Below are 16,177 nucleotides of genomic sequence, written 5' to 3'. Positions count from 1 at the left end.
ACGGACTGCGGGATCTCCGGGTACTCCGGGCGGCAGGAACGGTGGTAGTCGGGTTACCGTTCGAGTGGCCGTTGTGGGCTTTTCCCGTTTGACACGGGAGCGGGATGTACCGTCACACTCCGCAGCGTCACACGCGCCAGAAGCACGCCGCGACCCCGGGACTAAGGCCTGGGGAGGCCCCAGCGTCGACCGGAGAGAAGAGCGAAGTTGTCCCCGACCAGCGAGACCGCACAGGGCGGCCGCCGACTCGTCATCGTCGAGTCGCCTGCCAAGGCGAAGACGATCAAGGGCTACCTCGGCCCCGGCTACGTAGTCGAAGCGAGCGTCGGGCACATCCGTGACCTTCCCAACGGTGCCGCCGAGGTGCCCGAGAAATACACCGGCGAGGTCCGCCGCCTCGGTGTGGATGTCGACCACGACTTCCAGCCGATCTATGTGGTCAACGCCGACAAGAAGGCGCAGGTCAAGAAGCTCAAGGATCTCCTCAAGGACTCCGACGAGCTCTTCCTCGCCACCGATGAGGACCGGGAGGGCGAGGCGATCGCCTGGCACCTCCAGGAGGTCCTCAAGCCGAAGATCCCGGTCAAGCGGATGGTGTTCCACGAGATCACCAAGGACGCGATCCGCGAGGCGGTAGCCAACCCGCGCCAGCTCAACCAGAAGCTGGTCGACGCCCAGGAGACCCGCCGCATCCTCGACCGCCTCTACGGCTACGAGGTGTCGCCGGTCCTGTGGAAGAAGGTCATGCCGCGCCTGTCGGCCGGCCGTGTCCAGTCCGTCGCGACCCGGCTCGTCGTCGAGCGGGAACGTGAGCGCATCGCTTTCCGTTCCGCCGAGTACTGGGACCTGACGGGCACCTTCGCGACCGGTCGCGCCGGGGATTCCTCGGATCCGTCGTCGCTGATCGCCCGCCTGCAGACCGTAGACGGCAGGCGGGTCGCGCAGGGCCGCGACTTCGACTCCCTGGGACAGCTCAAGAGCGCGAACACCCTCCACCTCGACGAGGCAGCTGCCCGCGCCCTCGCCGCCGCCCTGGAGAACACCCGCTTCTCCGTGCGGTCCGTCGAGTCCAAGCCGTACCGCCGTTCGCCGTACGCCCCGTTCCGTACGACGACGCTGCAGCAGGAGGCCAGCCGCAAGCTCGGCTTCGGCGCGAAGGCGACCATGCAGATCGCGCAGAAGCTGTACGAGAACGGCTACATCACGTACATGCGTACGGACTCCACGACACTGAGCGACACCGCCATCGCCGCGGCCCGGGCCCAGGTCACACAGCTGTACGGCACCGACTACCTGCCTCCGCAGCCGCGCACCTACGCCGCGAAGGTGAAGAACGCGCAGGAGGCCCACGAGGCGATCCGCCCCTCGGGCGACCGGTTCCGCACCCCGGCCGAGACCGGTCTGACCGGCGACCAGTTCAAGCTCTACGAGCTGATCTGGAAGCGGACCGTCGCCTCTCAGATGAAGGACGCGACCGGCAACAGCGTGACGGTGAAGATCGGCGGCACCGCTACCGATGGCCGGGACGTGGAGTTCAGCGCCTCCGGGAAGACGATCACCTTCCACGGCTTCCTGAAGGCCTATGTCGAGGGCGCTGACGACCCGAACGCCGAGCTGGACGACCGCGAGCGCCGGCTGCCGCAGGTCACCGAGGGCGACGCGCTGTCCGCCGAGGACATCACGGTCGACGGCCACGCCACCAAGCCCCCGGCCCGCTACACCGAGGCCTCCCTGGTCAAGGAGCTGGAAGAGCGCGAGATCGGCCGCCCGTCGACGTACGCGTCGATCATCGGCACGATCCTCGACCGGGGCTACGTCTTCAAGAAGGGCACGGCACTCGTCCCGTCCTTCCTGTCCTTCGCCGTCGTCAATCTCCTGGAGAAGCACTTCGGGCGGCTCGTCGACTACGACTTCACCGCCAGGATGGAGGACGACCTCGACCGCATCGCCCGCGGCGAGGCCAAGGCTGTGCCGTGGCTGAAGCGTTTCTACTTCGGCGAGGGCACGGTGACGGGCGGCGCGGCCGACGCCGGCAACGGCGACGGGGACCACCTCGGCGGTCTCAAGGAGCTGGTCACCGACCTGGGCGCGATCGACGCGCGTGAAGTGTCGTCGTTCCCGGTGGACAACGACATCGTGCTCCGGGTGGGCCGTTACGGGCCCTACATCGAGCGCGGAGAGAAGGACACCGAGCAGCACCAGCGCGCTGACATCCCCGCCGACCTGGCGCCGGACGAGCTGACCGTCGAACTGGCTGAGGAACTGCTGGCCAAGCCGAGCGGCGACTTCGAGCTGGGCACCGACCCGGAGACCGGCCACCAGATCGTCGCCAAGGACGGCCGCTACGGCCCGTACGTCACGGAGGTCCTCCCCGAGGGCACCCCCAAGACCGGGAAGAACGCGGTCAAGCCACGCACGGCCTCCCTCTTCAAATCCATGTCACTGGACACGGTCACGCTCGAGGACGCGCTCAGGCTGATGTCGCTGCCGCGCGTCGTCGGCACCGACGCCGACGGCGTGGAGATCACCGCGCAGAACGGCCGCTACGGCCCGTATCTGAGGAAGGGCACCGACTCGCGCTCGCTGCAGTCCGAGGAACAGCTCTTCACGATCACGCTGCAGGAGGCCCAGGCGATCTACGCCCAGCCCAAGCAGCGCGGTCGTGCGGCCGCCAAGCCGCCGCTGAAGGAGCTGGGCGAGGACCCGGTCTCCGGCAAGCCGGTCGTGGTCAAGGACGGCCGCTTCGGACCGTACGTCACCGACGGCGAGACCAACGCGACCCTCCGGGCCGGCGACAGCGTGGAGACGATCACCCCGGAGCGCGGCTTCGAGCTGCTTGCCGAGAAGCGCGCGAAGGGGCCCGCCAAGAAGACCACGAAGAAGGCGGCGGCCAAGAAGACCGCCCCGGTGAAGAAGACCGCGGCCAAGAAGACCACGGCGAAGAAGACGACCACTGCCGCGAAGAAGACGACCGCGAAGAAGACGACCGCGAAGACCACCGCCAAGAAGACCACCGCCAAGAAGGCGACGGCTTCGAGGGCGGCGGCGTCCGGCACAAAGGACTGACCGGCTCCCGGGCCGGACGACCGCCTGCGGCTCCGCTGCCCGGCTTCGCACCACGCGCCCCGGCACCACCTCGGTGTCGGGGCGCTCGCGTCCGGCCATGCGGGGCGTGGTGTGCGTCGCTGCGGATAGGCTGAACGCATGACGCGAGCCGAGCAGCCAACGGCCCACACCCCATCACCGGACGACGCACTGGTCGTCGACTCCCGCGAACGCGCCGTTCGTTCCCTGTTGCGCCGACCGCAGCTGAGGCGCCTGTGGAGCGCACAGCTGGTGAGCGGTGTCGGTGATGCCCTCGCACTCCTCGTACTGGTCGTTCTCGTCCTCCAGGCGGCGATCGTCGAGGGCACGTTCGGCGGCGGGTACCGGGGCGTGGCGTTCGCGGTGGCGACGGTCTTCGCCGTACGCGTCCTCGCCACCTTGCTCTTCGGCGCCGTCCTCTTCGGACCGCTGGCCACGCTCACTGCTTACGACGGTCCGCTCGACCGCCGCTGGACCATGGTCGGCGCCGACGGACTGCGCGCTGTGCTGCTGGTCGTCGCCCCCCTGTGGATCGACTGGACCCCTGACAACGCGTTCGTCGTCCTGCTCGTCACCGCTTTCGTCGCCGGCGCGGCCGAGCGGCTCTGGACGATGTGCCGGGAGAGCGCGGCCCCCGCCCTGCTGCCCGCCCCGCCCCTGGAAGGCGCGACGGTGCGACCGCTGCCGGACCACCTGGACGCCCTGCGCCGGCTGACGCTGCGCACCAACTTCCTGGCCGTCCCGCTGGCCGCGGCCGTGCTGGTCGCCGCCGCCCTGCTGAACAACCTGCTGGGCACGGGCGTGGCCTGGTTCGATCAGCATCAGGCCGCCCTCGGCGCGTATGTGGCCGCGGGCTTGTTCTCGGCTTCCCTGTCCGTGCTGCCCTTCCTCGAACTGCCCGGCACGCGGACCCCCCGTGCACGGTCGCCGCTGGAGGGCCTGCGCCGTCCGCACACCGGTGCCGGCGTGGACAAGGGCCGCACGGGTGCGATCCCGCTGCTGATCGTGGCCTGTGCCGCCGTGGCCGGGACCATCGCCGCCGCCGTCTCTGTCTGCGTGCTGCACGCCGTGGACCTGGGCGGTGGACCTGTCCTCTACGGCCTTCTGGTGCTGGGCCTGACCGGCGGCGTCGCCGTCGGCATCCGTACGGCGCCCGCACTGCTGCCCTCGCTCTCCCGCCGCAGACTCCTGGCCCTCGCGATCGCCTTCACCGGCATCGCCCTGCTGTCCGCCGGACTCGTCCCGGACGTCACCACGGTGCTGCTGATCGTCACGCTGGCCGGCATCGGTGCGGGCGTGGCCGCCAACACCGGGCACGCGCTCCTCGACCAGGAGACCGAGGACTACCGCAGAGCGCGCAACACCGAGCACCTGCACGCGGTCGTACGGGTCTTCATGGCGTTCGGCGTGCTGGTCGCACCCGTCGTCGCGGGGCTGATCGGCCGGCACCGGCTGGAGAACGGCCGGTTCGTCTTCGCGCACGGCGGCGCCTCCTTCACGCTCATGCTGGTCGGGGCGCTACTGCTGCCGGTGGCCGCGTTGGTGCTCGCCAAGGTCGACGACCGGTCCGGCATTCCGCTGCGGCAGGACCTCAAGGACGCGCTGCTCGGCGGCGACGACCCGGTCGAAGCACCGGCGGGCACCGGCTTCTTCATCGCCCTGGAGGGTGGTGACGGCGCCGGCAAGTCCACCCAGGCCGAGGCCCTTGCGGAGTGGATCCGCGCCAAGGGCCACGAGGTCGTGCTCACCCGCGAGCCCGGTGCCACCCCGGTGGGCAAGCGGCTGCGGTCGATCCTGCTGGACGTGTCCTCGGCCGGCCTTTCGCACCGTGCGGAGGCACTGCTGTACGCCGCCGACCGCGCCGAGCACGTCGACACCGTCGTGCGCCCGGCCCTGGAGCGCGGCGCGGTGGTCATCTCGGACCGCTACATCGACTCGTCCGTCGCTTACCAGGGCGCCGGTCGCGATCTGTCCCCGACCGAGATCGCCCGCATCAACCGGTGGGCGACCAACGGGCTCGTCCCGAACCTCACCGTGTTGCTGGACGTCTCCCCGGATACCGCCCGCGAGCGGTTCACCGAGGCGCCGGACCGGCTGGAGTCGGAGCCGGCGGAGTTCCACGCACGCGTGCGCGCCGGATTCCTCACGCTGGCCGCCGCCGACCCCGGCCGCTACCTCGTCGTGGACGCGGGGCAGGAACCGGAGTCCGTCACTACGGTGATCCGGCACCGGTTGGACATCGTGCTGCCGCTGTCCGAGGCCGAGATCCGGGCCCGGGAGGAGGCGCGGAAGAAGGCCGAGGAAGAAGCGCGCCGCAAGGCCGAGGAGGAGGCCGCGCGCAAGGCCGAGGAGGAGCGACTGGAGCGCGAGCGCCAGGAGCAGCTCGCCAAGCTTCGTGCCGAGGAGGAAGAGCGCAAGCGGCGCGAGCTGGAGGAGGTGCAGCGGCGCGAGGCCGAACGGCAGGCGGAGGAGGCCCGGCAGCGGGCCGAGGCAGCGCGCCAGCGTGCGGAGCAGGAACGGCAGCGGCTGCTAGCCGAGGAGAAGGCCCGGGCTGAGGAGGAGGCCCGTCGGCAGGCCGAGCAGGAGCGCCGCCGCAAGCAGGCCGAGGAGGAGGCCCGGCTGCGCGCGGAGGAGGAGGCCCGGCAGGCCAGACTGCGGGCCGAGGAGGAAGCCCGGCGCCTTCAGGCGCAGCGCAAGGCCGAGGAGGCGCTGCTGCGTGCCGAGGAGGCCCGCCGGCAGGCGGCCGAGGCCGCGGCGGCGGCCGACGTGGCTGCCCGCAGGCCTGGTGAACCCCGGCCGACCGCGCCGACCGGGACGCCCGAGGCGGTGACGGTTCCCACGCCGGTCGTTTCCCCGGGCGCGCGTGAGCCGGGCGGCCGTGCGTCGGACGCGCACGGTTCGGACGGTCATGAGTCGGACGGAGGAACGTCCGGCGGCCGTGAGCCCGGCATGGGTGAGACGACCCTGCTGCGTCCGGTGCGCGAGGAGCGTGGCGGGTCCGTCGAGGAGACCCGGGACTCGGGTTCCGACTCCGAGGTCACCGCCGAGCTCCCGCAGCCGCAGGTCTTCTCCGGACCGGCCGGCGAGTCTGCGGTGCCGTCTGCGGTGCCGCAGGGCGCGGCAGAGCGGACCGCGGTCCTTCCGCCGGTCCCCGCCGACGCCGCCGATCCCGCCGAGGAGACGGCCGTGCTGCCACCGGTGGTGCCGGGCGCAGCCGATGAGACCGCCGTACTGCCGTCCGTGCCGGCCGCGTCATCCGTACCGCATGAAGATCCTGGTTCGGCGGACCGGGTACCGCCCGGCTTCTTCCGGGACGAGCAGACCGCCGCGGGTCCCGACGGCTCCGAGGACCGTACCCGCGAGATGCCGCGGATCGACGCCGACGGCACGCCTCGCCGCCGGCCGCGCCCCGACTGGGCTGAGGAGACCCCACTCGATGACCTTCCGACGCTGGCCGACGAGCTGCTGGGGTCGTACGACGAGCCGGCGCATGCCGAGCACGACGAGGACCAGGGCCGCGGGCCCCGCGGGCGGGGGCGGGGGCGGCGCGGCTGACGCCGGCCCCGGCCCTTCGCGCCGCAGCCTCCGCCCGTCATGCGTTGTCAGTGCCCGCCCGCACAATGGACTGCGGAACGCGGAGTGTGACGGAAGGGCGGCGTAACCCATGACCGTGTGGGACGACCTCGTGGGGCAGGAGAAGGTGAGCGCGGTACTCGACGCCGCCGCGCGGGACGCTGACGCCCTCGTCACCGCCGCCGCGGCCGACGAACCGTTGCCCGAAGCGTCCAGGATGACGCACGCCTGGCTGTTCACCGGCCCGCCCGGAGCGGGCCGGAACCAGGCGGCGCGGGCCTTCGCCGCGGCCCTGCAGTGCGTCAGCCCGGACCGCGCCCTCGGTGGGGTCCCCGGCTGTGGTTTCTGCGACGGCTGCCACACCGCGCTGCTCGGCACCCACGCGGATGTCACCACGGTCGCCGCGGTCGGCTCCGAGATCCTGGTGAAGGACATGCGTGACACGGTCCGCAAGTCGTTCACCGCCCCGGCGAACGGCCGCTGGCAGATCATTCTGGTCGAGGACGCCGAGCGGCTGAACGAGAAGTCGGCCAACGCCGTCCTCAAGGCCGTCGAGGAGCCCGCCCCGCGCACGGTCTGGCTGTTGTGCGCCCCGTCCGTCGAGGACGTCCTGCCGACCATCCGTTCCCGCTGCCGCCACCTGAACCTGCTGACCCCGTCCGTCGACGCGGTCGCCGACATGCTCGTACGACGCGAGGGCGTCGAACCGCAGGTCGCGGAGTCTGCCGCTCGTGCCACGCAGGGCCATGTCGACCGGGCCCGGCGCCTGGCCACCGACCCAGCGGCGCGCCAGCGCCGGGCCGCTGTGCTCAGGCTGCCCCTGAGACTGGACGAGGTGGGAGCCTGCCTCAAGGCCGCCCAGGAACTGGTCGATGCCGCCGCCGAGGATGCCAAGCAGCTCGCCGAGGAAATGGACGGCAAGGAGACCGAAGAGCTGAAGGCTGCGCTGGGGGCGGCCCAGGGCGGTCGACTCCCGCGCGGTACGGCGGGGGTGATGAAAGACCTGGAGGACATGCAGAAACGCCGCAGAACCCGCACGCAGCGCGACAGTCTCGACCTTGCGCTCGGCGACCTCACCTCCTTCTACCGCGACGTTCTCGCCCTCCAGCTCGGCTCCCGGGTGGCGATCGCCAACGCCGATGCCGAGGATGCCCTGGGGCAGCTGGCCCGGGGCAGCGCTCCGGAGTCCACGCTCCGCCGGATCGAGGCGATCGCCGCGTGCCGTGGGGCTCTGGACCGCAATGTCGCCCCGCTGCTCGCGGTGGAGGCGATGACGATGGCGTTGCGGGCCGGGTGACCGGGGCAGGGGGCGGCGCAGGGGACGGCGTTGCGCGCGGATGACCGGGGCCGGGTGGGCCGGGTCGCCCGGGATTGACGGGGAGCCTCACCCGTACGAGCCATGCTCACCACGCGGTGCGTTCAAGCCACCGCACAGCGTTACTCTCGCATGATGCACACCTGGCCATCCTTCCGCTGCACCCGGAGCCGGTACGGGACCCGCACCGGGACCCGTACCCCCACCCGAGCCCCGGCCTTCCTGACGGCGACCCTTCTCACGGCCGCCGCCCTGCTCGTGTCCGCCTGTTCCTCCGGGAACCCGCCCACCTCGGTGACCGGTGCGGCGGACGTGGCGCTGGCGGCGTTGCCGCAGTCGACGCCGTCGGCGCTGACGCCGTACTACACCCAGCGGCTGCACTGGCACAGCTGCGGTGTCGCCGGCTTCGAGTGCACGACGATGAAGGCCCCGCTCGACTACGCGAAGCCCGGTTCGGGCGACGTGCACCTCGCGGTCGCCCGCAAGTCGGCCACCGGCACCGGCAAGCCGATCGGTTCGCTGCTGGTCAACCCGGGCGGCCCGGGCGGCTCGGCGATCGGCTACCTCCAGCAGTACGCGGGCATCGGCTATCCGGCCGAGGTCCGCGCCCGCTATGACATGGTCGCGGTGGATCCGCGGGGCGTCGCCCACAGTGAACCCGTCGAATGCCTGGACGGGCGTCGGATGGACACATACACGCAGACCGACCTGACGCCCGATGATCAGCGGGAGAAGGCCGCGTTGGTCGCGGCGGACAAGACGTTCGCGCAGAGCTGCGGGGCGCATTCGGCGCGGCTGCTCCAGCACGTCTCCACCGTCGAGGCGGCGCGTGACATGGACATCCTGCGGGCGGCGCTGGGTGACCGCAGGCTGAACTACGTCGGGGCGTCGTACGGCACCTTCCTGGGGGCGACGTACGCCGGCCTGTTCCCGGAACGGACCGGCCGGATGGTTCTGGACGGCGCGATGGACCCGGACCTGGACGCCCGCAGGCTGAACCTGGACCAGACGGCCGGCTTCGAGACGGCGTTCCAGGCGTTCTCGAAGGACTGCGTACGGCACTCCGACTGCCCGCTCGGCGGCAAGGGCACGACGCCCGCGCAGGTCGGCGACCATCTCAAGGCGTTCTTCCGCAAGCTGGACGCCCACCCCATCTCGGCGGGCGACGTGGACGGCCGCAAGCTCGGTGAGGCGCTGGCCACTACCGGGGTGATCGCGGCGATGTACGACGAGGGGGCGTGGGAGCAACTGCGCGAGTCACTGAGCTCGGCGATGAGGGAGAACGACGGCGCGGGACTGCTGGCGCTCTCCGACAGCTACTACGAGCGTGGCGCGAACGGCCGTTACAGCAATCTGATGATGGCCAACGCCGCCGTGAACTGCCTGGACCTGCCGCCGGCCTTCACCGGCCCCGCCCAGGTGGAGAAGGCCCTGCCCGAGTTCAAGAAGGCATCCCCGGTCTTCGGCGAGGCCCTGGCCTGGGCCTCACTGAACTGCGCGTACTGGCCGGTGAAGGCCACGGGCGAGCCGCACCGCATCGAGGCGAAGGGCGCGGCGCCCATCGTGGTCGTCGGCACCACACGTGACCCGGCGACCCCCTACCGCTGGGCGCAGTCCCTGGCCCGCCAGCTGTCCTCGGGCCACCTCCTGACCTACATCGGCGACGGTCACACCGCGTACGGCCGCGGCAGCACCTGTATCGACACCGCGATCAACACCTACCTGCTCCACGGCACCCCGCCCACCACCGGAAAACGCTGCTCATAGCCCTCTTCACCCGCCCTGGAACCGCCTGCTCCGGGGCGGGTACGAAGCACTCCTGGAAACTGTGTAGACTTACCGTCGTTGCTGATCGCACCATAGTGCGGACAGCGTGCCGCTTTAGCTCAGATGGCCAGAGCAACGCACTCGTAATGCGTAGGTCTCGGGTTCGAATCCCGAAAGCGGCTCAATCCGAAGCCCGGCTCAGAGATCTCTGAGCCGGGCTTTTCCGTTCGGCGAACGCGACGGCGGTGCCGGGATCGGGCCGTGCGCGTGTCGTCTCAGGCCGTGACCGTCGGCGAGGGGGTTCCCGAGCCCGAAGGGCGTTGGGGCAGTAGCGCCTTGCAGGTCTCGTACGCCTTCGCCGTCTTCGGATCGGAGGTGTTCAGGTCGCGAAGGCCGCCGAGTCGGCCACGTCTGCCGGCGCCGTTGGTCGTGCCGGGCGATGGCGTGGGCACCACCACCCCGTGGTCCTTCAGGCAGCTGGTGAAGGCACGGAATGCCGTCGAGTTCGCCCCGCCGGCCCCGCCGCGCCCGGTGAACTGCGGCCGCAGCGACTTGCACGCGTCGAGCGCCTTCTGGGTGGTCGCGTCGGGTGAGGCACCGCCGAACCCAGGGAAGCCGCCTCCGCCGAACCCACCTCTGGCGCGCGGCGAACCGGAGGGCCGCGGTGCCCCCGGTGAGCGCCTCGCAAAGGTCGGCAGGTCCATCCCGTGCTGCGACAGGCACTGTCGGTACGCCTCCATCGCCTGCGGTCCGCCTGCCCTGCCGGAGGAGGCTGTGGCCGACCCCGAAGGCTTGTCGGACGCCGAGGCCGAACCCGGCGAGGACGAACACGCCGTGAGGAGGAGCGCTCCTGATACGGCGAGGACGGCGACGGACACGCCCGCCCGCAGCGCGCCGGCAGTGGTCCTGGGCATCTTCGTATGTCCCCTCGGGTCAGCGGCTGGTATATCGCCGCGCGCGAGCATGCACAGAGACGCGGGGGTGCGCGGGCGGTGACGGACGACTCAACCGCATCGAAATGGAGACTTCCGGGGACCGTGCTGTGAGTTTCCGGGGAGCGTGTGGCGGACGACTTCACCCGGCGGCCGATGCTCGACCGGTTTATTCACAATAAGTGCTGTTTGCCGCCTGTTCGGCCGCCCGGCCGCGGGTCGCCACTCCCAGTGAACTCCCAGGATTCTCCCAGGCGTTCAAAGGCATGGGCGTCCACAATGCGCGCCATGAAGGTGCTCCCACGGCGGCGCAGGGCCGCCCTGATCAACTCGGTGCTCGGCGTGGTGGTCCTCGCGGGTGCGGGCGGCGCCTACGCGGCGGTGCACGACGACGGCGGCAAGTCTTCCGGTAACGGCACTGCCCGGGTGGCCACCGTCACCAAGGGCACGGTGCTCGCCACGGTCTCCGGATCCGGCACGCTGTTCTCGCCGAGCGACGCAGGGCTGAACTTCGCCACCGGCGGTACTCTCACCGAGGTCAGCGTCAAACCGGGCGACAAGGTGACGAAGGGTCAAGTCCTGGCCAAGGTCGATCCGACATCGGCGAAGGAGACCCTGAGCCAGGACGAGGCGTCGCTGACCGCGGCGGAGGCGAACCTGACGAAGGTACAGGCGGGCGAACTCCCCGCAGCCAACGGGAGCAGCGCCTCATCCGGTTCCTCCGCCTCCGGCCGTGGCGGCGTCACGGCCACCCCGACCCCGACCCCGACCGTGGATCCGGCCCAGCTCGCCCAGGCACAGGCCCAGTTGACCCAGGCACGGAACAGGGTCGACGCCGACCAGCGTGCCTTGGACGGGTGCGTCCTCAAGGCTCCGGTGTCCGGCACGGTCGCGTCGGTGTCCGCCAAGAAGGGCCAGACGGTCACCGGGACGGGAAGCGGAGGCTCCGGCAACGGCTCGTCCGGCTCGTCGAGTAGCGCCGGCAGCTCCACCACCCCGACGGGCTTCATCGTGCTGACCAACCCCACCGGGATGCAGGTCACCGCGGACTTCTCCGAGGCCGATTCCCTGAAGGTCAAGCCCGGCCAGGCGGCCAGGGTCACCCTGAACGCCGAATCCGGCACGGTCCTCAACGCCAAAGTCCTGTCGGTCAGTTCGCTGCCGGCGAGCAGTGGCTCCGCCGCCGGCAACAGTGGCAGTGCCGTGCAGTACGAGGCCACGCTCACCATCACCAGCCCCACCGCGAACCTGCGCACCGGCCTGAGCGCCAGCATCCAGGTCATCACCGGTGAGGCGTCCGGTGCACTGAGCGTGCCAACCGCTGCGGTGTCCGGCACAGGCGCCAACCGCACGGTCCTGGTGATCAACTCCGATGGCTCCACCACCCGTACTGACGTCACCGTCGGTGTCGAGGGCGATTCCGCGGACCAGATCACCAAGGGCCTGACCGAGGGCCAGAAGGTGCAGATCCCGACCGTGGCGTCGGCTGGGAACGGTGGCTTCCCGAGCGGAGCGTTCCCCGGTGGCCTCGGGGGCGGCGGCCGGTTCGGGGGCAGGGGCGGCGGCTCGCGCACCGGTGGCGGCGTCCGGGGCTCCGGCGGAGGCGGTCGCGGATGAGGTGGGACCCGCGCAAGCGGCTGCGCCTGGGCCGAACCGGATTCCACCGCCGGGCCGAGACGGGAGCCGGGCCCGCGGCCGAACCGGGCGCCGACAGTCCGTGGAGCCCTCCGCCGGTCATCGAGGTGCGGTCGCTGACCAAGACGTACGGGCACGGTGACGCCGTCGTCCGCGCCCTCGGCGGCGGCCCCGGCCCCGTGACGGGCGAGCCGGCCGGCGTGGACCTGGTGGTCGAGCAAGGCGACATGGTGGCCGTCATGGGCAGTTCGGGCTCCGGCAAGTCCACCCTGATGAACATCCTGGGCTGCCTGGACGAGCCGACTTCGGGCCGCTACCTGCTGGACGGCATCGACGTCGGCGGCCTGGACGAGCACCAGCTCTCCCTGGTCCGCAACCGCAAGATCGGTTTCGTCTTCCAGTCGTTCAACCTGGTGCCGCGCACTCCCGCGCTCGCCCAGGTCGAACTCCCCCTCACCTATGCCGGGGTGAGGTCCGCCGAGCGGCGGCGCCGCGCGCTCGCCGCGCTCGCCCTGGTCGGCCTCGCGGACCGGGTCGGGCACCGGCCCAACGAACTCTCGGGCGGCCAGCAGCAGCGTGTGGCGGTTGCCCGCGCGCTGGTCACCGCGCCCGCGATGCTGCTCGCCGACGAGCCGACCGGAAACCTGGACAGCCGCAGCACGGAGGAGGTGCTCGCCATCATCGACCGGTTGAACGCCTCCGGCCGCACCGTCGTCCTGATCACGCACGAGGACGAGGTGGCCCGGCACGCCAAGCGGGTGCTGCGACTGGTGGACGGACGGATCGTGGAGGACGTACGGCAAGCGCCGGTCGAGGGGCCACCGCCGGCACTCCGCGATCCCGCGATCTTCGCGGTGCACTCCCAGCGTTCCCCGCACTCCTCGGATTCCCCGCACTCCTCGGACTCCGCGCACTCCTCGGACTCCGCGCACTCCCTGGCTGACGGGACCTCCGGTGCTGGCTCCGCGATCGCCCCGGGAGGTGCCGGCCGGTGAACGTCATCGAGACCCTACGGTTCGCCTTCGGCGGGCTCGCCGCGAACAAGGTCCGTTCGGGCCTGACGATGCTGGGCGTACTCATCGGTGTGGCTGCCGTCATCATCCTGCTCGCGGTCGGCAACGGCTCTTCGCAGGCGGTGAGGGACTCCATCGAGAAGCTGGGCACCAACGCGCTGACCGTTTCCTCCGGGGCCGGCTTCGGCGCCAGGTCCACGGCGACGGTCACCAAGCCGCTGACCGTGGACGATGCCCGGGCGCTCGCCGACCCGGCCTCGGCCCCCGATATCGAGTCGGTCGCGCCCGAGGTCAGCACCTCGCAGACCGCGTTGTACCAGGGCACCTCGCACACCGTGGGCCAGGTCGTGGGCACCTATCCCGCGTACTTCAAGGCGTCCAACAGCAAGGTGGCGAAAGGCGACTACTTCAGCGCCGATGACGTGCTCAACTCCCGCAAGGTGGCGGTGATCGGCTCGACGACCGCCACCGACCTGTTCGGCACGGTCAGCCCGGTGGGCAAGAAGATCGTGTTGGGCGGCACCCCGTTCACCGTGGTCGGGGTGCTGGAGACCAAGGGCGGCACCGGCTTCCAGGACCCGGACGACACGGTGATCGCACCGCTGCCCACCGTGCAGAACGCGTTCACCGGCTTCGGGCCGATCAGCCAGATCCTGGTCGAAGCGAAGACCGCGGACGCCACCACGCCCGCGCAGAACGAGATCACCACCGTGTTGATGGCCCAGCACGGCATCAAGGACGCCTCGGCGCTGGACTTCCGGGTCAGTAGCCAGGCGTCACTGCTGGATACCCAGACGTCCACCCGCCAGACCTTCACGGTGCTGCTCGGTGCGGTGGCCGCGATCTCGCTGCTGGTCGGCGGGATCGGGATCACCAACATCATGTTGGTGACGGTGACCGAGCGGACCCGGGAGATCGGCATCCGCAAGGCGATCGGCGCACCCAAGGGCCTCATCCTGGGGCAGTTCCTCGCCGAGTCGACCCTGCTGTCGGTGGTCGGCGGCGGGCTCGGCGTGGTCGGCGGGCTGATCGGCTCGCACTTCACCATCGTCGGCATCAAGCCGGTGATCATCCCAGAGTCGGTGGGCGGAGCCTTCGCCATCGCCGTCGCCATCGGGCTGTTCTTCGGCAGCTACCCGGCCAACCGTGCGGCGAGCCTGCGTCCCATCGAGGCACTGCGGCACGAGTGACACCACGTCAGAGCTTGAGTGAGCTTGAGTGAGCTGGAGAGAGGGAGTACCGGAGATGGCGCGACGCCGCACCGAACTGGTCAAGGCGGACGACGCCCGCACGGAACTGCTGCCGCTGGTACCCGCGCCGTCGGGGACGGAGGCCGCATCGGACGCATCTGAGGTCGAGGCGGTGCAGGGGCCAGGCGGCGCCACCGCCGAGCCGCCCGAGGACGTCCTGGCCGAGCCGCCGGACGCGCGGGACATCTCGGCGGAGCTGGCGGCGCCACCGCGGCGCAGGTTGCCGTGGCTGACGCTGGTGCTGGCGGCCGGAGCGGTGGCGGCGGGTGCCTTCACCGGCGGGGTGCTGGTGGAGAAGGGCCACCTGCAGAACCCGCCGGGTGCGGCGTCGGGCCGCGGGTTCACCTTCTCGGGCGGCACGGGATCACGGGCGGGTGCCGGGGCGAGCGCGCGTGCCGGCGGCGGTCGTACCTTCGGCCAAGGCGCAGGGGGCACCGGTGCTTCGAACGGTGCCGGGGCCGGCTCCGGCGTGACGTTCGGCACCGTCAAGCTCGTCGACGGCAAGACGATCTACGTCACCGACGCCCAGGGCGACATCGTCAAGGTCACGACCGGCGGGTCCACGAAGGTCACCGAGTCCAAGGAAGGCAAGATCGGTGACCTCCAGCCCGGGCAGACGGTGACGATCAGGGGCAGCCAGAACGCCGACGGAGACATCGCGGCGACGACGGTGACGGAGGGCGGGCCGGGCGGCGGCTTCGGGGGGTTCGGCAGATCCAACGGCGGGACCGGCAGTCGTTCCGGCGGGAACTGATCCCGGCCGGAGCCTGCCGGGGTCCGGCATTCGGGTCCGGAACCGGGCTCACAGCCGCAGAGCGTAGGGTGCACGGCATTTGCCCCAGGAGGAGTCCATGGACACGCCCGAGGCCAGTCTGCTGGTGGTCGACGACGAACCCAACATCCGGGAACTGCTGTCGGCGTCCCTGCGTTTCGCCGGGTTCAGAGTCGTCTCCGCGGCGACCGGAGCGGACGCGTTGACGGCGGTCGCCCAGGAGCGCCCCGACCTTGTCGTCCTGGACGTGATGCTGCCCGACATGGACGGCTTCGCGGTGGCGAAACGGCTGTGGGAGGACTCGGGGCCGCACTCCTCCCGGACGGCGGGCGGTGCGACCGACCGGCTGCCAGTGCTCTTCCTCACCGCGAAGGACGGCGTCGAGGACAAGATCAGTGGGCTGACGGCCGGCGGCGACGACTACGTCATCAAGCCGTTCAGCCTGGAGGAACTGATTGCGCGGATCCGGGCGATCCTGCGGCGCACCGGGGCACCCACCGACGACGGACGGCTGGTGGCGGGCGACCTGGAACTCGACCCGGTCGGACACCAGGTCATCCGGGCCGGGCGGCCGGTGTCGTTGTCCCCCACCGAGTTCAAACTGCTCGCGTATCTGATGGCCAACGCCGACCGGGTGGTCTCCAAGCCGCAGATCCTGGACCACGTGTGGGCGTACGACTTCGGCGGTGACCTCAGCATCGTCGAGTCGTACATCTCCTACGTACGGCGGAAGGTGGACTCGGGGGTGGACGGGGCCGCGAAGCTCATCCACACGGTGCGCGGCGTCGGTTACGTGCTGCGGCGCCCGCCGACACAGGGCTGAGGGCGCGGTGAAC

At 71.0% G+C, this 16,177-nt stretch carries 10 protein-coding genes and 1 tRNA gene; 10 read left to right on the top strand and 1 reads right to left on the bottom strand.

Annotated elements, in window-relative coordinates; genetic code table 11:
• The first annotated feature begins 207 nt into the window (after positions 1 to 207).
• The 5 genes from topA to LK06_RS13970 all read left to right on the top strand — a co-directional run bounded on the left by topA (position 208) and on the right by LK06_RS13970 (position 9,921).
• A complete protein-coding gene (topA, locus tag LK06_RS13990) occupies positions 208 to 3,066 on the top strand; it encodes a type I DNA topoisomerase (RefSeq protein ID WP_039649491.1) in 2,859 nt (952 codons plus the stop codon).
• A 138-nt stretch (positions 3,067 to 3,204) separates the two neighbouring features.
• Positions 3,205 to 6,639 (top strand): dTMP kinase, encoded by a 3,435-nt coding sequence (gene tmk, locus LK06_RS13985; protein ID WP_086083329.1) that lies wholly within the window; start codon positions 3,205 to 3,207, stop codon positions 6,637 to 6,639.
• Between the two features lie 109 nt (positions 6,640 to 6,748).
• Entirely contained in the window at positions 6,749 to 7,954 is a 1,206-nt protein-coding gene (locus tag LK06_RS13980; RefSeq protein WP_039649487.1) for a DNA polymerase III subunit delta', read from the top strand.
• 153 nt (positions 7,955 to 8,107) lie between these two features.
• Positions 8,108 to 9,739 (top strand): alpha/beta hydrolase, encoded by a 1,632-nt coding sequence (locus LK06_RS13975; protein WP_039649507.1) that lies wholly within the window; start codon positions 8,108 to 8,110, stop codon positions 9,737 to 9,739.
• Between the two features lie 108 nt (positions 9,740 to 9,847).
• A tRNA-Thr gene (locus LK06_RS13970) sits at positions 9,848 to 9,921 on the top strand.
• 93 nt (positions 9,922 to 10,014) lie between these two features.
• Here LK06_RS13970 and LK06_RS13965 read toward each other — a convergent pair.
• Positions 10,015 to 10,653, bottom strand: a complete 639-nt coding sequence (locus LK06_RS13965) for a hypothetical protein (protein WP_078858747.1) — start codon at positions 10,651 to 10,653, stop codon at positions 10,015 to 10,017.
• A 306-nt stretch (positions 10,654 to 10,959) separates the two neighbouring features.
• On the opposite strand from LK06_RS13965, the gene LK06_RS13955 reads away from it, so the two are divergent.
• The 5 genes from LK06_RS13955 to LK06_RS13935 all read left to right on the top strand — a co-directional run bounded on the left by LK06_RS13955 (position 10,960) and on the right by LK06_RS13935 (position 16,164).
• A complete protein-coding gene (locus LK06_RS13955) occupies positions 10,960 to 12,288 on the top strand; it encodes an efflux RND transporter periplasmic adaptor subunit (RefSeq protein ID WP_052318863.1) in 1,329 nt (442 codons plus the stop codon).
• Complete coding sequence (locus tag LK06_RS13950) at positions 12,285 to 13,301, top strand: ABC transporter ATP-binding protein (protein WP_078858749.1); 1,017 nt, start codon at positions 12,285 to 12,287, stop codon at positions 13,299 to 13,301. Before LK06_RS13955 ends, LK06_RS13950 begins: the two co-directional genes overlap by 4 nt.
• The gene (locus tag LK06_RS13945; RefSeq protein ID WP_039654269.1) at positions 13,298 to 14,509 is read left to right on the top strand and encodes an ABC transporter permease; all 1,212 of its coding nucleotides are present in this window, start codon (positions 13,298 to 13,300) and stop codon (positions 14,507 to 14,509) included. Before LK06_RS13950 ends, LK06_RS13945 begins: the two co-directional genes overlap by 4 nt.
• 55 nt (positions 14,510 to 14,564) lie before the next feature.
• The gene (locus LK06_RS13940) at positions 14,565 to 15,323 is read left to right on the top strand and encodes a hypothetical protein (RefSeq protein WP_052318862.1); all 759 of its coding nucleotides are present in this window, start codon (positions 14,565 to 14,567) and stop codon (positions 15,321 to 15,323) included.
• 97 nt (positions 15,324 to 15,420) lie between these two features.
• Positions 15,421 to 16,164: a response regulator transcription factor gene (locus LK06_RS13935; protein WP_043432716.1), complete on the top strand. Its 744-nt coding sequence runs from the start codon at positions 15,421 to 15,423 to the stop codon at positions 16,162 to 16,164.
• The last annotated feature ends 13 nt before the right edge of the window (positions 16,165 to 16,177 follow it).

Source organism: Streptomyces pluripotens (assembly GCF_000802245.2).
Taxonomy (GTDB): Bacteria; Actinomycetota; Actinomycetes; order Streptomycetales; family Streptomycetaceae; genus Streptomyces; species Streptomyces pluripotens.
The sequence above is the reverse complement of the archived record's forward strand: the minus strand, read 5'-3'. Positions and strand labels throughout refer to the sequence as shown.